This is a genomic window from Nonomuraea cavernae, from assembly GCF_014646355.1.
Classification (GTDB): domain Bacteria; phylum Actinomycetota; class Actinomycetes; order Streptosporangiales; family Streptosporangiaceae; genus Nonomuraea; species Nonomuraea cavernae.
In genome coordinates, this window is sequence record NZ_BMNH01000005.1 from 126,345 (window position 1) to 149,432 (window position 23,088).

Annotated in this window: 25 protein-coding genes and 1 tRNA gene; 19 read left to right on the forward strand and 7 right to left on the reverse strand. The window is 70.5% G+C overall.

Features of this window, described 5'->3' with window-relative positions:
* The first annotated feature begins 28 nt into the window (after positions 1-28).
* From IEY82_RS11805 to IEY82_RS11875, 15 genes are all read left to right on the forward strand, one after another.
* Positions 29-664, forward strand: coding sequence for a SurA N-terminal domain-containing protein (locus tag IEY82_RS11805; protein ID WP_189124103.1), 636 nt, complete (start codon positions 29-31; stop codon positions 662-664).
* 2 nt (positions 665-666) lie between these two features.
* Entirely contained in the window at positions 667-1,602 is a 936-nt protein-coding gene (locus IEY82_RS11810; protein ID WP_189124104.1) for a nucleoside triphosphate pyrophosphohydrolase, read from the forward strand.
* Between the two features lie 115 nt (positions 1,603-1,717).
* Positions 1,718-2,995: a phosphopyruvate hydratase gene (gene eno / locus IEY82_RS11815; RefSeq protein WP_189124105.1), complete on the forward strand. Its 1,278-nt coding sequence runs from the start codon at positions 1,718-1,720 to the stop codon at positions 2,993-2,995.
* A 59-nt stretch (positions 2,996-3,054) separates the two neighbouring features.
* Complete coding sequence (locus IEY82_RS11820; RefSeq protein ID WP_189124106.1) at positions 3,055-3,474, forward strand: FtsB family cell division protein; 420 nt, start codon at positions 3,055-3,057, stop codon at positions 3,472-3,474.
* A gap of 64 nt (positions 3,475-3,538) precedes the next feature.
* Positions 3,539-3,970, forward strand: a complete 432-nt coding sequence (locus IEY82_RS11825) for a DUF501 domain-containing protein (protein WP_225263099.1) — start codon at positions 3,539-3,541, stop codon at positions 3,968-3,970.
* Complete coding sequence (locus IEY82_RS11830) at positions 3,961-4,905, forward strand: Ppx/GppA phosphatase family protein (protein ID WP_189124108.1); 945 nt, start codon at positions 3,961-3,963, stop codon at positions 4,903-4,905. The genes IEY82_RS11825 and IEY82_RS11830 overlap by 10 nt, the downstream gene beginning before the upstream one ends.
* A 175-nt stretch (positions 4,906-5,080) precedes the next feature.
* Entirely contained in the window at positions 5,081-6,544 is a 1,464-nt protein-coding gene (locus tag IEY82_RS11835) for a hypothetical protein (protein ID WP_189124109.1), read from the forward strand.
* A 123-nt stretch (positions 6,545-6,667) separates the two neighbouring features.
* The gene (locus IEY82_RS11840; protein WP_189124110.1) at positions 6,668-7,462 is read left to right on the forward strand and encodes a uracil-DNA glycosylase; all 795 of its coding nucleotides are present in this window, start codon (positions 6,668-6,670) and stop codon (positions 7,460-7,462) included.
* Positions 7,463-7,560: 98 nt separating this feature from the next.
* The gene (locus tag IEY82_RS11845) at positions 7,561-8,877 is read left to right on the forward strand and encodes an NAD(P)/FAD-dependent oxidoreductase (RefSeq protein WP_189124111.1); all 1,317 of its coding nucleotides are present in this window, start codon (positions 7,561-7,563) and stop codon (positions 8,875-8,877) included.
* Positions 8,878-8,959: 82 nt separating this feature from the next.
* Positions 8,960-9,472: a glycine cleavage system transcriptional repressor gene (locus tag IEY82_RS11850; RefSeq protein ID WP_189124112.1), complete on the forward strand. Its 513-nt coding sequence runs from the start codon at positions 8,960-8,962 to the stop codon at positions 9,470-9,472.
* Positions 9,469-9,993 carry a peptide deformylase gene (locus IEY82_RS11855; RefSeq protein ID WP_189124113.1) on the forward strand — a complete coding sequence of 175 codons (525 nt, stop codon included), beginning with the start codon at positions 9,469-9,471 and terminating at the stop codon, positions 9,991-9,993. The genes IEY82_RS11850 and IEY82_RS11855 overlap by 4 nt, the downstream gene beginning before the upstream one ends.
* Before the next feature lie 49 nt (positions 9,994-10,042).
* A tRNA-Leu gene (locus tag IEY82_RS11860) sits at positions 10,043-10,115 on the forward strand.
* 168 nt (positions 10,116-10,283) lie between these two features.
* The gene (locus IEY82_RS11865) at positions 10,284-11,075 is read left to right on the forward strand and encodes a Bax inhibitor-1/YccA family protein (protein ID WP_189124114.1); all 792 of its coding nucleotides are present in this window, start codon (positions 10,284-10,286) and stop codon (positions 11,073-11,075) included.
* 156 nt (positions 11,076-11,231) lie between these two features.
* On the forward strand, positions 11,232-11,465 hold the full coding sequence (locus IEY82_RS11870; RefSeq protein ID WP_189124115.1) for a DUF4287 domain-containing protein: 234 nt from the start codon (positions 11,232-11,234) through the stop codon (positions 11,463-11,465).
* Between the two features lie 53 nt (positions 11,466-11,518).
* A complete protein-coding gene (locus tag IEY82_RS11875; protein WP_189124116.1) occupies positions 11,519-11,929 on the forward strand; it encodes a PPOX class F420-dependent oxidoreductase in 411 nt (136 codons plus the stop codon).
* 60 nt (positions 11,930-11,989) lie between these two features.
* Here the strand turns inward: IEY82_RS11875 and IEY82_RS11880 are convergent, their stop codons facing one another.
* The 3 genes from IEY82_RS11880 to IEY82_RS11890 all read right to left on the reverse strand — a co-directional run bounded on the left by IEY82_RS11880 (position 11,990) and on the right by IEY82_RS11890 (position 15,711).
* Positions 11,990-13,207 carry an acetyl-CoA C-acetyltransferase gene (locus tag IEY82_RS11880; RefSeq protein ID WP_189124117.1) on the reverse strand — a complete coding sequence of 406 codons (1,218 nt, stop codon included), beginning with the start codon at positions 13,205-13,207 and terminating at the stop codon, positions 11,990-11,992.
* A 117-nt stretch (positions 13,208-13,324) separates the two neighbouring features.
* Positions 13,325-14,668, reverse strand: a complete 1,344-nt coding sequence (locus IEY82_RS11885) for an outer membrane protein assembly factor BamB family protein (protein ID WP_225263051.1) — start codon at positions 14,666-14,668, stop codon at positions 13,325-13,327.
* 59 nt (positions 14,669-14,727) lie between these two features.
* The gene (locus tag IEY82_RS11890; protein ID WP_225263050.1) at positions 14,728-15,711 is read right to left on the reverse strand and encodes an SGNH/GDSL hydrolase family protein; all 984 of its coding nucleotides are present in this window, start codon (positions 15,709-15,711) and stop codon (positions 14,728-14,730) included.
* Between the two features lie 123 nt (positions 15,712-15,834).
* Between IEY82_RS11890 and IEY82_RS11895 the strand changes: the two genes are divergently transcribed.
* On the forward strand, positions 15,835-17,205 hold the full coding sequence (locus IEY82_RS11895) for a cystathionine beta-synthase (RefSeq protein WP_189124119.1): 1,371 nt from the start codon (positions 15,835-15,837) through the stop codon (positions 17,203-17,205).
* 41 nt (positions 17,206-17,246) lie between these two features.
* Here the strand turns inward: IEY82_RS11895 and IEY82_RS11900 are convergent, their stop codons facing one another.
* A complete protein-coding gene (locus tag IEY82_RS11900) occupies positions 17,247-18,389 on the reverse strand; it encodes a sensor histidine kinase (protein ID WP_189124120.1) in 1,143 nt (380 codons plus the stop codon).
* A gap of 138 nt (positions 18,390-18,527) precedes the next feature.
* Between IEY82_RS11900 and IEY82_RS11905 the strand changes: the two genes are divergently transcribed.
* Positions 18,528-18,725 (forward strand): hypothetical protein, encoded by a 198-nt coding sequence (locus IEY82_RS11905; protein WP_189124121.1) that lies wholly within the window; start codon positions 18,528-18,530, stop codon positions 18,723-18,725.
* A gap of 37 nt (positions 18,726-18,762) precedes the next feature.
* Positions 18,763-19,902 (forward strand): cystathionine gamma-synthase, encoded by a 1,140-nt coding sequence (locus IEY82_RS11910; RefSeq protein WP_189124122.1) that lies wholly within the window; start codon positions 18,763-18,765, stop codon positions 19,900-19,902.
* On the opposite strand, the gene IEY82_RS11915 is transcribed toward IEY82_RS11910, so the two are convergent.
* A complete protein-coding gene (locus tag IEY82_RS11915) occupies positions 19,899-20,327 on the reverse strand; it encodes a DUF2269 family protein (RefSeq protein ID WP_189124123.1) in 429 nt (142 codons plus the stop codon). The two genes, IEY82_RS11910 and IEY82_RS11915, sit on opposite strands and share 4 nt — an antisense overlap.
* 10 nt (positions 20,328-20,337) lie before the next feature.
* Entirely contained in the window at positions 20,338-20,463 is a 126-nt protein-coding gene (locus IEY82_RS39855; RefSeq protein ID WP_263648045.1) for a hypothetical protein, read from the reverse strand.
* Positions 20,464-20,603: 140 nt separating this feature from the next.
* Between IEY82_RS39855 and IEY82_RS11920 the strand changes: the two genes are divergently transcribed.
* The gene (locus tag IEY82_RS11920; RefSeq protein WP_189124124.1) at positions 20,604-21,026 is read left to right on the forward strand and encodes a DUF6292 family protein; all 423 of its coding nucleotides are present in this window, start codon (positions 20,604-20,606) and stop codon (positions 21,024-21,026) included.
* A gap of 48 nt (positions 21,027-21,074) precedes the next feature.
* Here IEY82_RS11920 and IEY82_RS11925 read toward each other — a convergent pair whose 3' ends face one another.
* Positions 21,075-23,042, reverse strand: a complete 1,968-nt coding sequence (locus tag IEY82_RS11925) for a vWA domain-containing protein (protein WP_189124125.1) — start codon at positions 23,040-23,042, stop codon at positions 21,075-21,077.
* Between the last annotated feature and the right edge of the window lie 46 nt (positions 23,043-23,088).

Below are 23,088 nucleotides of genomic sequence, written 5' to 3' on the forward strand. Positions count from 1 at the left end.
CGGCGGTTTTTGTCGGAAAGGGATGCATGTGAAGTCGATTCGAGTGGCTGTGGCCGCTGCCGCGCTGGCTGTCGTGATGACCGCCTGCTCCTCTCCCATGGAGGCCGGCTCCGCGGCCGTCGTCGGGAACGAGCGCATCTCGGCGAGCGACCTGACCAGAAACGTCCAGGAGTACGAAGCCGCGCTGCGCAAGGCCGGTGTCCAGCCCGACCAGATGGGGCTGCCGGGCAGCGTGCCCGAGGTCGTGCTCTACCAGCTGGCCAACGTCAAGCAGGCCGAGCAGCTCGTGCGCAAGGCCGGGGTGCGGGTCAGCGAGGGCGAGGTCGACCAGGCCATCGACGCCGCCCAGCAGCAGGGCGCCACCCTCGACCAGAACATGCTCTCCCGCGGCATGGCGCCGAGCCTGGGCCGCGACTACATGCGCATCTCGGTCGGCATCCAGAAGCTGCTCCAGCAGTACGGCGGCGGCACCGACGAGGCGGCCCAGCAGCGCGGCAACGAACGGCTGCAGAAGGAGGCCGCGACCATCTCGATCTCCTTCAACCCGCGCTACGGGAAGATCAACCAGCAGCGCACGGAGGAGAACCAGGCCCTGTTCGTCGACGCGGGCCGCTTCGGCAAGGCCGCCGAGCCCGCCCAGCCGCAGCAGCAGCCGCAGGGCTAGCCGTGCCGCTGATCGTCGTCACCACCTCGCCGCGGATCGCGCCGGGCCTGCTGAGTCACCAGGCCTGGCAGGCGCTGCGCTCCGGCCGGGTGCTGACCGGCTCGGAGGACCATCCGCAGCTGCCCTACCTGGCCGAGGCGGGTGTCGAGGTGACGGTCGTCACGCCCGACCCTCCGCGGCTGGCGGCGGAGGCGGTCACCGAGACCGTCGTGTGGCTGGCCGACGACGACGAGCGGTTCATGCGCGATCTCGGGCACGCGGCGATCGCGCTGGACGAGCCGCCGGTGATCGAGGTGGTGCCGGGCTCCTACGACCTGCCGGGCGCCCGGGTGCTCGACCTGGTCGCGGTGATGGACCGGCTGCGCGCGGAGTGCCCGTGGGATCGCAAGCAGACCCACGAGTCGCTGGTCCCGTACCTGCTCGAAGAGGCGTACGAGGTGCTGGAGACGATCGAGCAGGGCGACTATCCGGCGCTCCGCGAGGAGCTGGGCGATCTGCTGCTGCAGGTGGTGTTCCACGCGCGGGTGGCGGCCGGCTTCGACATGGACGACGTGGCCGCCGGGATCGTCGAGAAGCTGGTGCGGCGCCATCCCCACGTGTTCGGCTCGGTGCGGGCCGACAGCGCCGACGAGGTCAACGACAACTGGGAGGCCATCAAGGCCGCCGAGCGGGCCGCGAAGGGCGAGGAGACCTCGCTGCTGGACGGCGTGCCGCTCGGCCAGCCCGCCCTGTCGCTGGCGGCCCAGCTCGTCCGCCGCGCCGAGCGCGCGGGCGCGCCCGAGAGCCTGGCCGCCGCGGTCGGCCAGGGGGTGGGCCGCGAGCTGTTCGACCTCGTCCGCCGTGCCCAGGAGGCCGGTGTCGACGCCGAGGCGGCGCTGCGGGCCGCCGCCCGCTCCTACCGCGACCGGGTCCGCGCCTGGGAGTCCCGCGAGTCCTGACCGGGGAGCGCCTCCTCGGGGAGACCGCGCGTCCTGAGGGCGGGCGCGCCGACGAGGTGAGGCCGTACCGATAGGCTCTGAACGCATATTGCCTTTCGATTTAGGAGCGCATCCCGTGGCTACCATCGAGGTCGTTTACGCACGCGAGATCCTCGACTCCCGGGGCAACCCCACGGTCGAGGTCGAGGTGGTGCTCGACGACGGCAGCAGCGGCCGCGCGGCGGTGCCCAGTGGCGCGTCGACCGGTCAGTTCGAGGCGGTCGAGCTGCGCGACGGCGGCGAGCGCTATGCCGGCAAGGGTGTCGAGAAGGCCGTGCTGGCCGTCACCGACGAGATCTTCGACGAGGTCAACGGCGTCGAGGCCGAGGACCAGCGGATCATCGACCAGATCATGATCGACCTGGACGGGACCCCCAACAAGTCGAAGCTGGGCGCCAACGCCATCCTGGGCGTCTCGCTGGCCGTCGCCAAGGCCGCCGCCGACAGCGCCGACCTGCCGTTGTTCCGCTACCTCGGCGGGCCCAACGCCCACCTGCTGCCCGTGCCGATGATGAACATCCTCAACGGCGGCGCCCACGCCGACACCAACGTGGACATCCAGGAGTTCATGATCGCGCCGATCGGGGCCGAGACGTTCCGTGAGGCCGTGCGCATGGGCACCGAGGTCTACCACGCGCTCAAGGGCGTGCTGAAGGAGAAGGGCTACGCGACCGGGCTGGGCGACGAGGGCGGGTTCGCGCCCAACCTGCCGTCCAACCGCGACGCGCTCGACCTGATCCTGGTCGCGATCGAGCGGGCCGGCTACACGCCGGGCGAGGACGTCGCGCTGGCGCTCGACGTGGCCGCCTCCGAGTTCCACAAGGACGGCGTCTACACGATCGACGGCAAGGGTCTGTCGGCCCAGGAGCTCATCGCCTTCTACGCCGACCTGGTCGACAACTACCCGCTCGTCTCCATCGAGGACCCGCTCGACGAGGAGGACTGGGCCGGCTGGAAGGCCATCACCGAGGCGCTCGGCGACCGGGTCCAGCTCGTCGGCGACGACCTGTTCGTGACCAACCCCGAGCGGCTGGCCCGCGGCATCGAGCACGACACGGCCAACGCGCTGCTGGTCAAGGTCAACCAGATCGGCACCCTGACCGAGACGCTCGACGCGGTCGACCTGGCCCACCGCAGCGGCTACCGCTGCATGATGAGCCACCGCTCGGGCGAGACCGAGGACACGACGATCGCCGACCTGGCCGTGGCCGTCAACTGCGGCCAGATCAAGACCGGCGCGCCCGCCCGCTCCGACCGGGTGGCCAAGTACAACCAGTTGCTGCGCATCGAGGAGACCCTCGACGAGGCCGCACGCTACGCGGGTCGCGCGGCCTTCCCGCGGTTCCGGCGCTAGTTTCGGGTACGGCTCGCGGTGGCGGTCCGCCGCGGGCCGCTACCAAGGGGGGTGCGGCATTGGCGAAGAGACCACAGTTGACCGGACGGGCCGCGATCCTCGCGGTCGTGGTGTGCGCGATCGCGATGAGCCTGGCCTACCCTGTGCGCGAGTACATCGCCCAGCGGCGTGGCATCGCGGAGCTGAGGGCGGAGAAGGAACGGGTCGAGGCCGAGCGGCGGACACTGGACGCCCAGGCACGTCAGATCCAGGATCCCAACTGGATCAAGCGCACCGCCAAGGAGCGGCTCCACTACTGCGGCTCCGGCGAGAAGTGCTTCGTGGTGACGGACCCCGGGCTGGGTAAGGGGCAGGCCGTGGCGAAGCAGCCGGCCCCGGTGCCGCCGTGGTACCAAACGCTGTGGACGTCCGTCAAAGCCGCCGATTCGGGCACCGGCCTGCGGGCGGGCGCAGGAGAGAAGGAGAGTGTTGAACAGTAGCGAGGCCCCGGCCGAGAGCGACGTCGAGGTGGTGCGCCGGCAGCTCGGGCGTCCGCCCCGAGGGATGCGCGGGGTCGCTCACAGATGCCCGTGCGGCAATCCCGACGTGGTCGAGACCGCGCCGCGGCTGCCCGACGGGTCGCCGTTTCCCACCCTCTACTACCTGACCTGCCCCCGGGCGGCCTCGGCGATCGGCACGCTGGAGGGCTCCGGCCTGATGCGCGAGATGCAGGCCAGACTGGCCACCGACCCCGAGCTGGCGGCCGCCTACCAGGCGGCCCACGACGGCTACGTCGCCAGGCGCGACCAGGTGGCCGAGGAGGAGGGCGTGGAGCCGTTGCCGCGCGGCATGCAGAGCACCGGGGGGATGCCGCTGCGGGTCAAGTGCCTGCACGCGCTCGTCGCGCACGAGCTGGCCGTGCCCGGCGCCAACCCGTTCGGCCGGGAGGCGCTCGACGCCCTCCCTGACTGGTGGAGTGACGGACCATGCGTGTAGCCGCTGTCGACTGTGGCACCAACTCGGTGCGCCTGCTGATCGCCGATGTCTCCGATGACACGCTCGTCGAGGTCGAGCGGCTGATGGAGATCGTCCGGCTGGGTCAGGGGGTCGACGAGACGGGCCGGTTGGCGCCCGAGGCGCTGGAGCGGACGTTCGGCGCGATGCGCGGCTACCGCAAGCTCATCGACCAGCACGGCGTGCGGCACACCAGGGTCGTGGCCACCAGCGCGACCCGCGACGCGGCCAACCGGCAGGAGTTCGTCGACGGTGTGCGTGAGATCTTCGGGGTCGAGCCCGAGGTGGTCACCGGCGGTGAGGAGGCCGAGCTCTCGTTCACGGGCGCGACCAGGGGGCTGCTCAGCCTGTCGCCCGAGACCGGGCTGCCGGAGGGCCCGCTGCCGCCCTACCTGGTGGTCGACGTCGGTGGCGGCTCGACCGAGTTCGTGGTCGGTTCGCGACACGTCGACGGCGCGGTCTCGGTCGACATCGGGTGCGTGCGACTGACCGAGCGGCACCTGCGCGAGGCGGGCGACCCGCCGTCGGCGACCGCGCTTGAGGCGGTGGTGGCCGACATCGAGGCGGCGCTCGACCGCGTGGCGGAGGCGGTGCCGGTCCAGGAGGCCCACACGCTGGTGGGGCTGGCCGGCTCGGTGACGACGGTCGCGGGCATCGCGCTCGACCTGCCCGCCTACGACCCGGAGCGGATCCACCACTCGCGCATCGCCGCGGGTCAGGTGCACGACGTCACCCGCCGGCTGCTGGCGATGACCCATGACGAGCGGGCCCGCATACCCGTGATGCATCCGGGACGGGTGGACGTCATCGGGACGGGTGCACTGATTCTTGATCAGATTGTGAGACGATTCGGGTTTACGCAGGTTGTCGTGAGTGAGCACGACATTCTTGATGGAATCGCCTGGTCAATCACTTAAAATCCGGTCAAATTGGGGCATTTCGGGATTCATGCCGTAGTTGAGCACGCGATCACTTTTGTGCTTAGGTAAAGGAGCATTACGGGGGCTTTGCCATATTGCCGGACACGGATGATGTCGGCGTGGCGACCGTTCCCGAGCGCATCTTTTCCCTCACGGAATGGAGCACTCTCCCATGATGTCCTCTCCCTTAGCACGGAAAGCGGTGGCGTTCGGCGCCTCCACTGTCGTGCTGGCCGGCATGGTGGCGGCACTGGCCGCCGGTCCCGCCCAGGCCGGCCCGAAGGTGGGCCAGGTCGGCCCGGCCGCCGCCCAGGCCGGCCCGAAGAAGCCGCAGCCGAAGGTCTCGGTCTCCACCCCCAAGGCCACGCAGCGCGACTACGCGGGGGCCTGTCCCATCAAGGTCAACGTCTCCGCCAAGATCAGCGTCAAGGCGACCGGCAAGACCACGCTGGCCTACCGCTGGCTGCACGGTGACGGGTCCAAGAGCAAGGTCAAGACCGTCCGGATCAAGGGTCACGGCACCAAGACCGTCACGGTCAAGCAGTCGGCCACGTTCAAGGACGACGTCAAGAAGGGCTGGGAGGCCGTACAGGTTCTCAGCCCCCGCAAGGTGACCTCCAAGAAGGGCTACTTCTCGGTCACCTGCGCCAAGGTCGTCGAGCTGAAGGAGGTCACCAAGGTCTCCGTGCGCGCGTGGGCGAGCCCGAGCTCCTACGTCGGCTCCTGCACGCCGGGCACCAAGATCGACTTCACCGGCCTGATCAGGGTCAGCGACCCGTCCTGGGTCCGCTACCGCTGGATCCTCAACGGCAAGGTCGTCGACTACGGCAAGACCAAGGTGTGGCGCTCCAAGAAGGTCGGCTTCGGCATCTCCCCGCGCAGCAGCGAGCACGGCTACGCGGTGCTCCAGGTGCTCGGCCCTGACCGCGCCTACTCCAACAAGGCCCACTACAAGGTCCTGTGCAAGTCCGAGGCTCCGGCCACCCGCGTCGCCGTCACCGACCTGGTCACCGCGACCAACCACGACGGCTGCAAGGTCGGCGCGCACGCCGTCGTCCGGTCGACCGGCCCCGGCCGCGTCGAGTACGTGTGGTCGCTGAACGGCCAGCGCGTCCTCAGGGGCGACACCGTGTTCAACCACGGTGGCAAGCGCACCGTCACGCTGCCGGAGAAGGTCCTGACCGGCGCCGCGACCAAGGGCGGCAAGATCACGCTGACGGTCTTCGGGCCGCGCAACAGCGACTCGATCACGCAGTCCTACGCCGCCTGCGAGGCCCCGAAGCCGACCGTGTCGGTCTCGGCGGTCACGGTGGCGGGTCAGCGCAACGAGATGTGCGCTGACAAGCGGGGTCCCGGCGTCGACTTCAAGGCGACCCTCACCAGCACCGGCCCGACCACCGTCAAGTACTACTGGGTGGTCAACGGCAAGCGCGACCACAACACGCTCGAGCGCCAGGTCAACGGCAGCCTCGACGTGCAGTGGGGCGTGGGCGGCACCCATGGTGCCTCGGTGACCTCGGGCTCGATCGAGCTCGTCGTCATCAGCCCCAACGCGACCTCGTCGGGCGCTGCGCAGTTCACGGCGACGTGCCCGGCGCCGTCCACCCCGGCGCCGGCGGCCACGCCGTCCGCCTGATCGGTCTCTCCGACCGGTTGACCTGACCGGGCGGCGCCCCTGTGGCGCCGCCCGGTTTTTCATGTGCCCCGACCGCTCCGCCCTGGTCCGAGGAAGTCCGGCCGATCGGGCACCATCGATGTCATGAGCTTCGTACCTCCCGGCACCGGCTGGCCGGACGATCCGGCGACCGCCGACACCCCGGTCGCCCATGACCCCGCCGACGTCCGCCGCCTCGCCGCCACCAGCCCCACCCTCGCGGAGCTCACCGCCCGGATGTCCGTCTGCCGCGCCTGCGCCCGCCTGGTGGAGTGGCGCGAGGAGACCGCCCGGGTGAAGCGGCGGGCGTTCGCGGACGAGACCTACTGGGGCCGGCCGATCGCGGGCTGGGGCGACGACCATCCGCGCATCCTGATCGTCGGGCTCGCGCCGGCCGCGCACGGGGGCAACCGGACCGGGCGGATCTTCACCGGTGACCGCAGTGGCGACTGGCTGTTCGCCTCACTGCACCGCTGCGGCCTGGCCGTACAGGAGACCAGTGAGCACGCGGGCGACGGTCAGAAGCTCATCGGCGCGCGGATGCTGGCGTCCGTGCGGTGCGCGCCGCCCGCCAACAAGCCCACGCCGGACGAGCGCGACACCTGCCGGCCGTGGATGGCGCGCGAGTTGGCCATGGTGGCGTCGAGCGTGCGGGTCGTCGTCGCGCTCGGCGGGTTCGCCTGGCAGGCCATGTGGCCGGCGCTGAAGGAGGCGGGCTACGGCCTGCCGCGCAGCAGGCCGCCGTTCGGGCACGGGGTGGAGGTCCCGGCGACGTACGGCGAGGCGCCCGTGACCCTGATGGGCTGCTATCACCCCAGTCAGCAGAACACGTTCACCGGCCGGGTGACGGCGCCGATGCTCGACGACATCTTCACCAGGGCCGCCACTCTGGCGTTGTGACGCGCATGACAGGTCACGGATTGGTAATTGGACGGTCTCATGACGTAGGCTATTTGTGAAAGCTTTCACAAGCGTTCCCGTGAGGGTGGGCCCGAAGGATGACCAAGCACATTCTGATCGTCGGCGGCGGCTACGTCGGCCTGTACACCGCGCTGAGACTGCAGCGCAGACTCCACCGTGAGCTGCGCGACGGACAGGTGCGCATCACCATCATCGACCCCCAGTCCTACATGACCTACCAACCGTTCCTGCCGGAGGCGGCGGCCGGCAACCTCTCGCCCCGGCACGTGGTCGCGCCGCTGCGGCGGGTGCTGCCCAAGGTCCGGATCCTCAACGGCGCCGTCACCCGGGTCGACCACGCCGAGCGCACCGTCACCTTCCAGCCCGCCGAGGGCGAGGCGCGGCGGATCGGCTACGACCTCATCGTGATGGCGGCCGGCTCGATCTCGCGCACTCTGCCGATCCCCGGTCTCACCGACATCGGCATCGGGCTCAAGACCGTGGGCGAGGCCATCGCGCTGCGCAACCGGGTGCTGCACCTGCTCGACGTGGCCGAGTCCACCGACGATCCCGAGGTGCGGCGCCGCGCGCTCACGTTCGTCGTGGTCGGCGCGGGCTTCGCGGGCGTCGAGGTGCTGGCCGAGCTGGAGGACATGGCCCGCGACTCGACGCGCTACTACCGCAACATCAAGCCGTCCGACATCCGCTGGGTGCTCGTCGAGGCCACCAGGCGGGTGCTGCCCGAGGTCGGCCCCGAGATGGGCAAGTGGACGCTGGAGCAGCTGCGCGAGCGGGGGATCGAGGTCAAGCTCGACACCCGCCTGGAGTCGTGCGTCGGCGGCCACGTGGTGCTCTCCGACGGCTCGGCGTTCGACGCCGAGACCCTCGTGTGGACCGCCGGGGTCAAGCCGAGCACGGTCGTGAACGCCAGCGACCTGCCGCTCGACGAGCGCGGCCGGATCAAGACGACCACCATGCTGACCGTCGCGGGCACCCCTGACGCCTTCGCCGCCGGCGACGCGGCGGGCGTGCCCGACGTCACCAATCCGGGTCAGTACTGCGCGCCGAACGCCCAGCACGCGGTGCGCCAGGCCAAGGTGCTCGCCGACAACATCGTCCGCCGGCTACGCGGCGAGCAACTGGTCGAATACCGCCACAAGTATGTCGGATCGGTCGCCGGTCTCGGCCTGCACCAGGGGGTCGCGAACGTCTACGGGGTCAAGCTTCGCGGATTCCCTGCGTGGTTCATGCACCGGACCTACCATCTGTCGCGGGTGCCGACGCTGAACCGCAAGGTCCGTGTCGTCGTCGACTGGACCCTCGCACTCTTCTTCAAGCGGGAGACCATCTCGCTGGGTGAGATGGAACACCCGCGCGACGGGTTCAGGGCAGCCGTGGCGACGACCCATCGCTAGTCCTGCAACGGCAGCGCCCCGGCGTCCTCGCGCCGGGGCGTTCTCGGCGCCCGCGAGATCTCGGACGAGAGGGGATCCTCGGGTGGGGCTCTCTGCGGTGACCGTGCTCGGCGTCGACCGGCCCGGCGTCATCGCCGCGGTCACCGGCTCGCTCGCCGACTGCGGAGCGAACATTCAGGACTCGACGATGACCCTGCTCGGCGGCCACGTGGCGATGATGCTGCTGGTCTCGGGCGACCTCAGCTCGGAGCAACTCGTCAAGCAACTGGACACCCTCGACCTGGTGGTGACCGCCTCGGCCGTCGACGCTCGCCGCCACTTCGGCTGCAAGGCCGGAGGGCTCGGCTACGTGCTGACCCTCCACGGCCCCGACCGGCCGGGCATCATCTCCGCCGTCAGCGGCGTGCTCGCCTCGGTCGGCGGCAACATCACCGGCATGAGCACCCGGCTCACCGGACGCCTCTACGTGCTCATCGCCGACGTCGACATCCCCGAGCCGGTCGACGTGGCCGCGCTCATGTGCGACCTGGCCACCGTGGGCTCGGGTCTCGACCTCGAGATCACCTTCCGCCCCGTCGAACCGGACCTGCTGTGAAGAGGGCCGCCGGCCGGGCGCGCCACGTGCTCGACGCCCCGCACCCGATCCTGTCCACGGCCGCCGAGCAGGTCGACCCCGCCGACCCGAACGTCGTCGCCGCCGCGGCCGACCTGCTCGCCACCCTGCGCGTCGAGCCGAGCCTGACCGGCCTGGCCGCGCCCCAGATCGGGCTGAGCTGGCGGCTGATCGCCTTCGACGCGCGCCGCCACCCCCGCAGCCGGTCGGGGGCGGGCGAGCTCGTCGTGGTCAACCCGCTGCTCGCCCAGGCCGCCGGTTGGCGCGGCGGGCGCGAGGGCTGCGCCTCCATCACCGGTCTCACCGCGGAGGTACGCCGCGCGACCCGCATCACCGTGCACGGACGGCTACCGGGCACGGGCGATCCGGTCACCATCGATGCCGATTCTTTCGAAGCTCGGTGTATTCAGCACCAACTGGACCATCTAGACGGTTTACTCTTCCTTGACAGAGTCCCCAGGGCTCTGGCACTTCACCGCAAACTTCACAGTTGTGACAGCTGATGCGAAGTTGTGCTCCTCGGGAGCATGGTCCCTTTCGTATGATTGCGGCGCCCCCGTAGCCCAATGGCAGAGGCAAACCCCTTAAAAGGGTTGACGTGCGGGTTCGAATCCCGCCGGGGGCACCGGCCTCTACCCCTGGCGAACCGATCTTTCACCCGTCACCCTCGACCTGGGAACTTCACCGGCGAGACGTTCGTTCTCTCGCTGCTGAAGTCTCGAAACCACATAGATCTGAGCGCGAGTCGACCTTGGCGACGCCGGGTCTCGTAGGCTCGGCGCAGGAGGCATCGATGGAGAGTAGAAACCCCGTTTTCAACAGGTCCCGGCAGCAGCCCGGGGCGTGGGCGCCCCCCGCCCCGACCCCCGACCAGTTGCAGCACATGTACGACTCCCCGTCGTACGCACCACCGGCGGGGCCCGCCTATCGCACGATGACGATCGACGACGTCGTGGTCCGCGGGTTCATGACCCTGGGCACGCTCGTCGCTACCGCCGCCGTGGCGTGGTACTTCCAGGTCCCGATGGCCGTGGCCGTCGGCGCGGCGATCGTCGCCCTGGTGCTGGGGCTGATCGCCTCGTTCAAGCAGAGCACCAGCCCGGCCCTCATCCTGGCCTACGCCGCGTTCGAGGGCGTCTTCCTGGGCGCGCTCAGCAGCCTCTTCGAGTCGTTCTTCAACGGCATCGTGCTGCAGGCGATCCTCGGCACCGCGTTCGCCTTCGGCGGCGTGCTGACCGTCTACGCGCTGCGCATCGTGCGCGTCACACCCAAGCTCACCAAGTTCGTCATCGCGGCGGCCATCGCGGCGATCGGCCTGATGGTGGTCAACCTGCTCGTCGGCTTCTTCGTCGACGGCGGCATCGGCATCCGCACCGACTCACCGCTCGGCTGGATCTTCAGCATCGCGATGATCCTGCTCGGCTGCTTCTTCCTGCTGCTCGACTTCGACGCCGTCGAGCAGGGCGTCAAGCAGGGCGCTCCTGAGAAGTTCGCCTGGCAGTGCGCGTTCGGCCTGACGCTGAGCCTGGTCTGGATCTACCTCGAGGTGCTGCGCTTCATCAGCTACTTCAGCGGCAACGACTGAGACTCGACGGTGCAGAGGGGCCTCGCCGATCCGGCGGGGCCCCTCTGCTGTCTCAAGCATGAACTTCATGTAACGAATTGGTGCCGACTTGGGGGTTGCCTTTCCGGTGGCGGTGTTGCAGTGTCGAGCAAAGGACCTTAATCCGTGGAGGTGCCCATGTCCTTGAACCACTCACCGGAGACGCAGATCAAGCTCATCGCAAGGGTCCCGACGATAACGGGACGCCAGCTCCCCGAGTGGTTCCAAGCCATCGACAACGGTCCGTCGTTCCTCAGATGTGATGAGCGGGCCAACTGGCTCGCCGACGAGCACGGGCTGACCCACGGCTACGCCGCCGCGATCGTCCACGAACACGAGCGGCACCGCCGCAATCGCATGGGCTTCATCTAGAGGCTCCCACATGCGCGCCCGCGCCTGAGGCGCGGGCGCGTCATCATGGGGGGATGGATCTAGACAAGGCACGAGAGTTCCTCCGGCACAACCACCGCGCAGTGCTGCAGACCAGACGTGGCGACGGCGGCGCGCAGTTGTCGCCGGTGACGGTCGGCGTCGACGCCGACGGCCACGTGGTCATCAGCACCCGGGAGACGGCGGTCAAGACACGGAATGTCCGCCGTGATCCCCACGTGTCGATCTGCGCCTTCACCGACGCGTTCTTCGGTGAGTGGGTCCAGGTCGACGGCCAGGCCGAGGTCATCTCGCTGCCGGAGGCCATGGACCATCTGGTCACCTACTATCGCGACATCGCGGGCGAGCACCCCGACTGGGACGACTACCGGGCCGCGATGATCCGCGAACGCCGCGTCATCCTCCGGGTCACGCTCACCCGCGCCGGCCCCGACGTCCAGGGCTAGGCCGTCCAGGGTGGGCGGCAGGTCGCCCCGGCCGTCCGAAGGCCGGGGCGAGACCGGCCGCTAGCCCAGCCGCTCCAGGATCATGGCCATGCCCTGGCCGCCGCCGACGCACATGGTCTCGAGCCCGATGGACTTGTCGTGGTGCTGGAGGCTGTTGATCAGCGTGGAGGTGATGCGGGCCCCGGTCATGCCGAACGGGTGCCCCACCGCGATCGCGCCGCCGTTGACGTTGACGCGGTCGAGGTCGATGCCCAGCTCCCGGTAGGAGGGGATGACCTGGGCCGCGAACGCCTCGTTGATCTCGACCAGGTCGATGTCCTCGATCGACATCCCGGCGCGGGCGAGCGCCTGCTTCGACGCCTCGACCGGGCCCAGGCCCATGATCTCCGGCGACAGGCCGGTGACCCCGGTGGACACGATCCGGGCCAGCGGCGTGATGCCGAGCTCGGCCGCCTTCACGTCGCTCATCACGATGACCGCCGCCGCGCCGTCGTTGAGCGGGCAGCAGTTGCCGGCCGTGACCGTGCCGTCGGGCCGGAAGACCGGCTTGAGCGTCGACACGGCCTCGTAGGTGGTGCCGGCGCGCGGCCCGTCGTCCTTGCTGACCACGGTGCCGTCGGGCAGCGTGGCCGGGGTGATGTCCTTCTGCCAGAAGCCGTCGGCCAGGGCCTTCTCGGCGAGGTTCTGGGAGCGTACGCCGAACTCGTCCTGCTCCTGGCGGGTGATGCCCTTGAGCTGGGCGAGGTTCTCGGCGGTCTGGCCCATGGCGATGTAGATGTCGGGCAGCGCGCCGTCGTCGCGCGGGTCGTGCCAGGTGTGCCCGCCCTCGGCGAAGGACTTGCTCCTGGCCACGGCGTCCTCGAAGAGAGGATTCTGCGTGTCGGGCAGCGAGTCGGAGTTGCCCTTGACGAAGCGCGAGACGGTCTCGACCCCGGCCGAGACGAAGACGTCACCCTCGCCCGCCTTGATCGCGTGGAAGGCCATCCTCGTGGTCTGCAGCGACGAGGAACAGTAGCGGGTGACCGTGGTGCCGGGCACGTTGTCCAGGCCCAGCATCACCGACACCACCCGGCCCATGTTGTAGCCCTGCTCACCGCCGGGCAGACCGCATCCCAGCATGATGTCGTCGATCGTGGTCGGGTCGAGCTGGGGCACCTTGTCCAGCGCGGCCCTGATCATCTGCAGGGTCAGGTTGTCGGGACGGATGTCCTTCAACGAACCCTTGAACGCACGGCCTATGGGAGAGCGTGCGGTCGCGACGATGACTGCCTCGGGCATGTGGCCCCTCCTTTGTCAGCACTCTTCTAGAACTATATTTCAGTATTGCCGACATGCCCGCCGCCCCCCTCCCGGTAATTTCCGGCCGATTTGCACGAACCTGTGAGATCGGAGCTTCTAGCCGTACATGCCCGGCGCCGTGACGGTGCTGTCGTTGAGGGCGTGCATCGCGCCCTTCTCGTCGCGCCACAGCCGCCAGCCGTCCTGGCTGCCTGTGTACCAGGCGGGCGGCGCCGACGAGCTCGGGACACGCTTGCCCGTCGCGAGGTCGTAGTCGCAGACGGCCGCGACCGAGTAGAAGCCGGGAGCCTGGCCGCGCAGCGGGAGGGGCTTGGGGTCGGTGACGCAGAACGACCAGCCGCGCTCCTCCTCGACCGGCACCTGGCGGCCCGTGGCCAGGTCGAAGGCCGTGCCCTTGGTGTCGTGCTGCAGGAAGCCCAGCTTCTGCATGCGGTCGGGGAAGGCCAGCCACCAGCCGGAGCCCGGCACCTCCGAGGCGGTGATCTGGCCGACCACGCGCCCGGTGGCGGAGTCGAGCCGGGCGAACCCGCCGTAGGCGCCGTGCTGGTCGACCGGCCGGACCACCGGCGCCAGCCCCGGGCTGCCGCTCGGGTAGACGCGCACCACCGACGGGCGCATCCAGTTGACGGTGCCGTCGGCGATCTTGATGGAGAAGAGCCCGAACGCGGACGCCTTCTTGGTGCGCGGGTTGGTGTAGGGGGCGACGTAGCCGACCAGGTCGTCGCCGGTCGAGCCGAAGGCCCAGCCGCCGGACAGGTCGATGCCGGGCCCGAGCGCCTGCTCGATCGGCTGCTGCCACTGCAGCTTGCCGGTCTTGAGCTCGTACGACTCGATCATGGGGCTGGACGAGAGCCGGAGCAGCAGCACGCGCTCGGCGTCGGACCACTCGACCTCGGCGATGCCGGGCAGTTTCCACATCAGCTTGCCGGTGGCCGGGTCGAGCACGACCACCCGCGCGGACGACAGCGCGGTCTGCTCCGGCAGGCAGACGTAGGGGCCGCAGCGCTGGGGGCCGAAGGTGGAGTGGACGGGCCTGGTCCACTTCTGCCTGCCGGTGCGGGCGTCGCGGGCGATGAGCGTGGCGTTCCACTGGCTCGTCCTGGCCGGGTCGAGTGCCACGACGACGGCCTGGTCCTTGCCGGTCGGCACGATGGCCGGCGCCGAGACGCCCATGCCCGGCAGCCGGCCCGCCATCGTGGCGGGATGGGCCCACAGCTTCTTGCCGTTGGCGAGGTCGAGCGCGGCGGTCTCCAGGGTGCCGTCGGGCTTCATGGACGTGGCCGTGACGACCCCGCCCGCGCTGGTCATCCGGCTGACGGCGTTGACCTCGGTGTTGTGCCAGGTGGGGAAGGCGGCCGTGGCGGCGTCGCTGTCGGAACAGCCGGCCAGAGCCAGGATCCCGGCGAGGGCCACGGCGGGTTTCGCGAGGGGCCGGAGCACGATCAATCCACTCCAAAGGGGACGGGGAGTGACGGCTCTGACGCGAAAGGTGACCGGGATCAGGTGTCGTTGAGCATCTCGCCGTCTCGCCTGCGGAACAACGTCGCCCATCTGCCGTGGGGACCCGTCGCCCGCCCTGCGACCCGGGTCGGGGACACCTCGGTGCCGGACTCCTCCGCGGCAGTGGCCGCCGCTAGGTAAATCGGTTGCAGTCCTTCGCCCAGCGCGGGTCGCGGCTCAGGCCACAATCCCAACGCAGCGCATACAGAAGGTAGCACCGCGTAAGCGGCCTGTGCGTAACCTCGGTCAGATGGATGGAAACGATCCGGTCCGAACATCTCGCCCGGATTTGTTGCGAATTCGGGGCCCAGGAGGTCGGCGAACGCCACCGTACGCCCGCCCGCGTCGACCACCGCGACCGTCTGCGCGGCCGCCAGCTGGCGGCTCCAGCGCCTGGTCACCCAGCGCAGCGGCTGGGCGATGGGGCGCACCGTGCCGAGGTCGGGGCAGGTGCCCACCACCACCTCCGCGCCGGCCTCGCGCAGCCGCCGCACCGTCTTGGTGAGGTGGCGTACGGCCGTCGCCGGCGGTGTCTTCGTGACCACGTCGTTGGCGCCGACGAAGACGACGGCCACGTCGGGCCTGAGCCGCACCGCCTTGTCCACCTGCTCGGCCAGCTCCGCCGACGAGGCGCCCGACTTGCCGAACACGCCGAGCCGCACCGGTCGTTCGGCGATGGCGGCCAGGCCGTTGGCGATCAGCACGGCCGGGGTCTTGCCCGGCTCGCTCACGCCCAGGCCGATCGACGTCGAATCGCCCAGCATGACCAGGGTGAGCGGGACGCCGGGGAACTCACCGTAGAGGCCGTCGGAGGCCGGGCCCTCCAGCCCGTGCGGGCGGCCGATCACCTTGCGGGCCAGCATGCTCTCGGCGATCAGCAGGCCGTAGGCCGTGGCTCCGAGCGCGGTCAGGCCGCCGCCGCCGAGCGCGGCCGCTGTCGCGATCCTGCGTGCGGCTCGCGCCACACCCGCCGACCAGACCACGTGCCCCCCTCATCGGAACTCGACGGTAGCGTTTGCTTGAAACTAGCCGAGTGCCCGCCACCCATACGCGACCTCGGCATCCGGCAAGCTGATCAAGCTTCGGCAAAGAAGGTGAACACCTCGGTGCGCGTTTATGATTCCCTGGTCGAACTGATGGGCAACACACCCCTCGTCCGGCTGCACAAGGTCACTTCCGGCCTGCCCGCCCAGGTGCTCGCCAAGGTCGAGTACTTCAACCCCGGCGGCTCGGTGAAGGACCGCATCGCCGTACGCATGATCGAGGCGGCGGAGGCGTCCGGAGAGCTGCGCCCGGGCGGCGTGATCGTCGAGCCGACGTCCGGCAACACCGGCGTGGGCCTGGCCATCGTGGCCCAGCAGAAGGGCTACCGGTGCCTGTTCGTGGTGCCGGACAAGGTGGCCCAGGACAAGATCGCCGTGCTGCGGGCCTACGGGGCCGAGGTCGTGGTCTGCCCGACCGCGGTCGCTCCCGACCATCCCGAGTCCTACTACTCGGTCTCCGACCGGCTGGCCCGGGAGATTCCCAACGCCTGGAAGCCCGACCAGTACTCCAACGTCAACAACCCCGACTCCCACTACCACTCGACCGGCCCCGAGCTGTGGGAGCAGACCGAGGGCCGCATCACCCACTTCGTCACGGGCATCGGCACCGGGGGCACGATCAGCGGCACCGGCCGCTACCTCAAGGAGGTCTCCGGCGGCCGGGTGAAGGTCATCGGCGCCGACCCCGAGGGCTCCGTCTACTCCGGCGGCTCCGGCCGGCCCTACCTGGTCGAGGGGGTCGGCGAGGACATCTGGCCCGCCACCTACGACACCGGGATCTGCGACCGGATCATCGCCGTCTCCGACAAGGACTCCTTCAACATGACCCGCCGGCTGGCCCGCGAGGAGGGCCTGCTGGTCGGCGGCTCGTGCGGGATGGCCGTGGTCGCCGCGCTCCAGGTGGCCGCCGAGGCCGGGCCCGACGACGTGGTGGTCGTGCTGCTGCCCGACGGCGGCCGGGGCTACCTGTCGAAGATCTTCAACGACGACTGGATGGCCGACTACGGCTTCCTGACCACCTCGTCCGACGAGGGCCAGGTGGCCGACGTGCTGGCTCGCAAGGGGCCCGGGCTGCCGGAGTTCGTGCACGCGCACCCGCACGAGACGGTCGGCACGGCCATCTCGATCATGCGCGAATACTCGGTCTCGCAGCTGCCCGTGATGAAGGAGGAGCCGCCGGTCATGGCCGCCGAGGTGGTCGGCTCGATCGTCGAGCGCGACCTGCTGGAGGCGCTCTACCGCGGCAAGCTGTCGTCCGACGACCCGATCGGCGAGCACATGTCCTCACCGCTGCCCACGATCGGCGGGGGCGAGCCGGTGGCCCGCGCGGTCGAGGCGCTGGAGAAGGCGGACGCCGCGGTGGTGCTGGAAGAGGGCAAGCCCGTCGGGCTCATCACCCGGCAGGACCTGCTCGCCTTCCTGGCCAACCACTAGGAGCTCCGGACCGCGGCGCCGCGCTGAGCCCGGCGCCGCGGTCACGGCAGCGGAAACTCCGCGACGACCTCCCAGCCGCCCTCGGGCACCGGTCCCGCGTGCAGCCTGCCGCCCAGCGCCTCGACCCGCTCGGCCATCCCGACCAGCCCGAAGCCGCCGCCGAGGCTCGCCGTCCTGGCATCGGACGCCGAGCCGAAGTCACGCACCCGCAGCCCCGCCACCTGGTCGGACAGATGCAGACGGGCCTCGATCCAGGCCGCTCCCGACGCGTGCCTGCGCACGTTGGTGAGCGCCTCACGCAGCACCCGGTGGAGCGTCGTCATCACCTCGGGCGGCAGGGTGGCGTCGTCGATGCCCGGCCCGATCTCGAACGCGACGCGGGGACCGTTCGCCGAGAACCGCTCGGTCAGCAGGCGCAGGTCGGCCAGCGAGGTGCCCGGCGTGCGGGCCGCCTCGTCGTCGTCTCGCAGCACGGTGACCAGGCGCCGCATCGAGGTGAGCGCCTCGCCGCCGGCGCCGGCGATCGCGTCCAGGGCGGGCAGCACGGCCTCGGGTCTCAGCTCGGCGACCGTACGGGCGGCCTGCGCCTGGACCACGATGCCGGTGATGTGGTGGGCCACCAGGTCGTGGAGCTCCCTGGCCAGCTCCAGACGCTCGCTGCGTCGTACGGACTGGATGGCCTCGGTACGGCGCTCCTGCTGGAAGCGGAGGTAGCCGCCGACGCCGGCGGTCAGCGACCAGCCCGCGAACAGCAGGAACGAGAAGGCCAGCCCGTTGTGCTGGAGATCGCGCCCCGAGCCCTCCGCCAGGAGCACCACGAGCACGCCCACGGACAGCGCCGCGGCCCGCCAGACCGGCTCGACGTGGCGCAGCACGCCGAGGGTGAGCACGAGCAGCGCGCCGCTCTCCGCGCAGCCGGGCGCGCCGCCGAAGCCGGTGACGCCCATGGTCAGGGAGACGCAGGCGGACAGGGCCAGCAGGACGGCGAGACTCGCCAGGCGATGGCGTCGCCGCAGCATCACGGCCACGACGCCGGCCGCTCCGGTGGCCGGGGCGAGCCACTGGAGCCCGCCGAGGCCGGTCGCCATGGCCAGGTCGATCAGCAGCATCAGGCCCAGCCAGCCGAGCATGGCGAGCTCGCTCAACCGGCGGATCCAGTAGACGATGCGTTTGGAGTCCCCCACCTCACGCAGCCTAGACCGGAGGTCGTAGCGGCCGTATCGGCCGTTCGGCCGACCGGGCGCACGAGGACCGGCCCTTCAGCGGAGGCGCGGCCGGGCGGTCGGCGGCGATGCTGGATTCCGGAGAAGGGGGACGGAGACATGATGGTCGTCGGGTTCGCGTTGCTGGGTGTCGGGCTGGTCATCGGAGTGTTGCTCGCTCTGGCCGATCCGGTGCTGCTCTCGCGCGTCAACGGGGAGTACGCGGAGGGCGGCAGCGGTCGCCACCTCGATCGGTCCGCGGTGGTGCGGCTGGCCGAGCGCGGCGGGCCCGGCAGGGACGAGCGGGCCGCCGCCTGAGGCCGCTCGCGCGGGCCGCTTCCGTTACGGTGGCCGTATGACCAACGGTTTCGAAACTCTGGCGATCCACGCAGGTCAGGAGCCCGACCCGCTGACCGGCGCGGTCGTGCCACCGATCTATGCGACGTCCACCTACAAGCAGGATGGCGTGGGCGGCCTGCGTTCCGGATACGAATACAGCCGCTCGGCCAACCCCACCAGGACCGCGCTCGAAGAGGCGCTGGCCGCGGTGGAGGGCGGAGCGCGCGGGCTGGCGTTCGCGTCCGGCCTGGCGGCCGAGGACACCTTGCTGCGCGCCCTGTGCAAGCCGCAGGACCACGTGATCATTCCGAACGACGCCTACGGCGGCACCTACCGCCTGTTCGCCAAGGTGCACGCGCGCTGGGACCTGCACTTCGACCCGGTGCCGCTCGGCGACCTCGACGCCGTGGCCGCCGCGATGACGCAGAAGACCAAGATCGTGTGGGTGGAGACGCCCACCAATCCGCTGCTCGGCATCGCCGACCTCACCGCCCTGGCCCGGCTGGCGCACGAGAACGGCGCCCTGCTGGTCGTGGACAACACGTTCGCCTCGCCGTACCTTCAGCAGCCGCTGGCGCTGGGCGCAGACATCGTCGTGCACTCCACGACCAAGTACATCGGCGGCCACTCCGATGTGGTCGGCGGTGCGCTGGTGGCGGCGGACCAGGCGCTCGGAGACGAGCTGGCCTACCACCAGAACGCGATGGGCGCCGTGGCCGGGCCGTTCGACGCGTGGCTCACGCTGCGCGGGCTCAAGACGCTCGGCGTGCGGATGGACCGCCACTGCGACAACGCCGAGCGGGTCGTCGACCTGCTGCTCGCCCACCCGCGCGTGACGCAGGTGCTCTACCCGGGGCTCGGCGAGCACCCCGGGCACGAGGTGGCCGCCAAGCAGATGAAGAGGTTCGGCGGCATGGTGTCGTTCCGCGTGGCGGGCGGCGAGGCCGAGGCGGTCGAGGTGTGCGACCGGGCCAAGCTCTTCACGCTCGGCGAGTCGCTCGGCGGTGTCGAGTCGCTCATCGAGCATCCGGGCAGGATGACGCACGCCTCCGCGGCCGGGTCACCGCTCGAGGTGCCCGCGGACCTCGTGCGGCTGTCGGTCGGCATCGAGACGGTCGGCGACCTGCTCGCCGACCTCTCGCAGGCGCTGGGTTAGGTCGGCACCACCATCAGGAACAGGATGACCAGCCAGATCACCGCCAGCAGCCCGCTGATGGCGGCGATCCGGCCGTTCTGCACCTGAGCGTCGTCGGCCGGGGTCTCGCTCGCGAGGGCCCGGACGGCGGTGCGCAGGTCGCGGTCGATGATCACGACCAGCACGATGGCCACGATGAACAGTGTCATCGACGCCGTCATGTACCACTTGCCGAGCACGCCGCCGCCCATGACCACGCCGAGCGCGATGCCGAAGATCAGCACGCCGAGCGAGCCGATGGCGTAGACCCGCGTGGTGCGCTGGATGTTTCGCAGGACGGGCACGTTCTTGGTGCGGATGGCTCGCGGTGCGGCCATCGTCACCGCGGTGAGCGGGCCGATGGCGAAGATGGCGAAACCGATGTGCAGCCACAGAAGCAGGGACATGCGGGAGAGACTAGTCCCCGACGATCTCGGCCGGGGACTCGACACACTCCTTCTGCTCCGAGGTGCAGCGCATGACGAGCTCCATGGCGGCGATGGCAATGATCATCAACGCGATCAAAAGAATCATGGCAATCATGAGGCACCCCTCCTTCCCCGTGTCAGACGGAAATATCGTCCGTTATGACTAGAGGCTGCGGCAACGGAATAAGTTCAGCGCGGGTAGGGTTGGAAATCGCTGTTTTTCTCTTACCCTCCGGTTACAAAGGAGTTCCTTCCGTGGCCATCAGGCATGTCGAGCCCTACACCGACGAGTGGCTGCAGCAGCCCGCCTGCTACGTGCGCCGCGTCGTCGGCCGGCTCGGAGCCGAGGTGACCGACTGGTGGGAGGGGCCCTGCGATCCGCGTGACGCCACCATCCGGTTGGCCGACGGCAGCGCGCTGGTGTGGGACGAGGAGAGCGGCTGGCGCCTCGGCCGCTTCGTCTCCGGCGGGCGCGACCGGCACACCGAGCTGTCCGGGGTCCGCTATCTGGGCGGCGGCCTGCTGCCCCGGCCGGAGCGGGTGCCCGCGGCCCTGGCCGACGCCCGCGCGGGCGTCGGCGCGAGCAGCGCCTGGCGTCCCTGCTACCGCTCGCACCGCAACTGCCGCGACGGGTTCGACGTCGCCCTCGACTTCTACGCCGGGCTCATCGACGCCTGACCCTCGAACGCCTGGGCCTCAGCCGCCTGGGCCCGGACGCCGGAGCCTCTAGCGGGCGCGGCGCAGCCGCAGGAAGTCGCTGACCACGTATTCGCCCAGCCGGTCGGCGCTGGGCGAGAAGACCCGGCCGCCGTTGCGGCGCGCGAGCTCGTCCACGAACTCCTGCAGCCGCTCGTCGGCCGCCAGCATGAAGACGTTGATCGTCGCCCGCCGCCGCGTCATCTTGTCGACCTCCGCCAGCGTGAGCTCCAGCGTCTCGCTCGACGGGGGCCACTCGAACGCCGAACGGCCGTTGCGCATCAGATGGGCCGTGGGCTCGCCGTCGGTCACCACCAGCACCACGGGCTCGAAGTCGGGATGACGGTCGAGGTGACGCCCGGCGATCAGCAGGGCGTGGTGCAGGTTGGTGCCCTGGACCATGTCCCAGTCGAGCCCGGCCAGCTCGTCGGGCTGCAGCACCCGCGCGTAGTTGGAGAAGCCGATGATCTGTACGGCGTCCTGCGGGAACTTGGCGGCCACCAGCGCCTGCAGGGCCAGCGCCGTCTGCTTGGCGGCGGCCCAGGTGCCGCGCAGGGCCATCGAGTAGGACAGGTCGACCAGCAGGCAGACGGCGGCCGCGCTGCGCCGCTCGGTCTCGGCCACCTCGAAGTCGTCCACCGACAGCCGCACCCCACCGGCCGTGCCACCGGGCCGGTGGCGGAGGCCGCCGTTGCGGACCCCGTTGACCAGCGTGCGCACCACGTCGATGGGCTGCTCGTCGCCGAACCGCCACGGCCGTGACGACCCGGTCAGCTCGCCGGCCGAGCCCGCGTCGCGCTGGTCGTGATCGCCTCGGCGGCCGGCGTCGAGCGAGGAGAACACCCGGCGCAGCGCCGTCTCACCGAGCCGCCGCACGGCCTTGGGGGTGAGCTCCAGCTTGCCGCGGCGGCGCAGGAGGTAGCCCTGCTCCTCCAGCTCCCGCTCGATCCGCCGCAGTGCCTCCAGATCGTCGACGGCCGAGCGGCCGAGGGCGCGGCGGACCGCGGCCTCGTCGATGTCGTCGAGCCGGGCGCCCGGGTAGTCCTGGCGCAGCGCCGCCTCCAGCTGGGTGAGGTCGGCCAGCTCCTCCAGCGCGGTGACGGAGTCGCCCATGCCCAGCGGCTCCTCGCCGGTCAGCCGCTCGGGGGAGTTCCAGGCCAGGTCGGGGCGGCGGGCCTGGAGGGCGTCGCCGAGCCTGCGCATCTGCTCGGCCAGCCCCTCCTGGTCGAGGGCCTGGTTGATCAGGTTGGCGAGCTCCTCGCGCTGGCGTGGCGTCAGCGAGGCGAGCATCCGCTGGGTGGCCGCGGCTCGCCGGGCCAGCAGGTCGACGAGCTCGTCGAGGGTACGCGGCCGCTCGGGGAACAGGTCACCATATTTCGCCATAAAGGCGTCGAATTCGGCCTGGGTGTGCTCGCCTCGGGCGTCCCTGTCCAGCATGTCGTTCAGATCCGACATCATGTGCCGGATCCGTTCCATCGCGGCCGGATCCGGATGGGCCAGCGCGTCGCGCAGCCCCTTGAACTGACTGTCGAGCACCTCGCGCCGCAGCAGGTCGCGCAGCTCCTCGAAGGTCTGCCGGGCGGCGGCCGAACGCCACTCGTAGGAGCTCAGCTGCTGGATCGCGCTCGCGGTGTCGTCGGGCAGCCCGTCGAGCTCCGACTCGCGCAGCCGGGCGTCGTCGGAGGGGTCGGGGAAGAGCTCGGCGCGCTCCTGGCCGATGGCCTTGTCGAGCAGCGCCCGCGCCTTCTCCAGGGTGCCGTCGAGCCGGCCGCGCTCGCGCAGCTCGCGGCGGCGGCGGCGTACCTCTCTGAGCATGTCGTCGAGGCCCTTGCGGTCCTGCGTGCCCGGCAGCCCGCGCTTGAGCAGGTCGCGCAGCGCGTGCACGGGCGTCGAGCCGGACAGGATGGCGTCGCCCATCTCGTCGAGCGCCGCACGCACGTCGTACGGCGCGGCAAGGGGGTCAGGGCCGTCGAAATACTCGCCATAGCGGTAGGCCATCACGAATCCACGCTAACCCGGGAATCCCGGCCACGCGCCCCCCAGG

What these genes read in the sequence shown, in the direction of transcription:
- IEY82_RS11825 (WP_225263099.1), top strand. Translation starts at nt 3,539, where the DNA reads ATGCGCGGGGTCGCTCACAGATGCCCGTGCGGCAATCCCGACGTGGTC.
- IEY82_RS11830 (WP_189124108.1), top strand. Translation starts at nt 3,961, where the DNA reads ATGCGTGTAGCCGCTGTCGACTGTGGCACCAACTCGGTGCGCCTGCTG.
- IEY82_RS11835 (WP_189124109.1), top strand. Translation starts at nt 5,081, where the DNA reads ATGATGTCCTCTCCCTTAGCACGGAAAGCGGTGGCGTTCGGCGCCTCC.
- IEY82_RS11840 (WP_189124110.1), top strand. Translation starts at nt 6,668, where the DNA reads ATGAGCTTCGTACCTCCCGGCACCGGCTGGCCGGACGATCCGGCGACC.
- IEY82_RS11845 (WP_189124111.1), top strand. Translation starts at nt 7,561, where the DNA reads ATGACCAAGCACATTCTGATCGTCGGCGGCGGCTACGTCGGCCTGTAC.
- IEY82_RS11865 (WP_189124114.1), top strand. Translation starts at nt 10,284, where the DNA reads ATGGAGAGTAGAAACCCCGTTTTCAACAGGTCCCGGCAGCAGCCCGGG.
- IEY82_RS11870 (WP_189124115.1), top strand. Translation starts at nt 11,232, where the DNA reads ATGTCCTTGAACCACTCACCGGAGACGCAGATCAAGCTCATCGCAAGG.
- IEY82_RS11875 (WP_189124116.1), top strand. Translation starts at nt 11,519, where the DNA reads ATGGATCTAGACAAGGCACGAGAGTTCCTCCGGCACAACCACCGCGCA.
- IEY82_RS11880 (WP_189124117.1), bottom strand. Translation starts at nt 13,207, where the DNA reads ATGCCCGAGGCAGTCATCGTCGCGACCGCACGCTCTCCCATAGGCCGT.
- IEY82_RS11905 (WP_189124121.1), top strand. Translation starts at nt 18,528, where the DNA reads ATGATGGTCGTCGGGTTCGCGTTGCTGGGTGTCGGGCTGGTCATCGGA.
- IEY82_RS11910 (WP_189124122.1), top strand. Translation starts at nt 18,763, where the DNA reads ATGACCAACGGTTTCGAAACTCTGGCGATCCACGCAGGTCAGGAGCCC.
- IEY82_RS11915 (WP_189124123.1), bottom strand. Translation starts at nt 20,327, where the DNA reads ATGTCCCTGCTTCTGTGGCTGCACATCGGTTTCGCCATCTTCGCCATC.
- IEY82_RS39855 (WP_263648045.1), bottom strand. Translation starts at nt 20,463, where the DNA reads ATGATTGCCATGATTCTTTTGATCGCGTTGATGATCATTGCCATCGCC.
- IEY82_RS11925 (WP_189124125.1), bottom strand. Translation starts at nt 23,042, where the DNA reads ATGGCCTACCGCTATGGCGAGTATTTCGACGGCCCTGACCCCCTTGCC.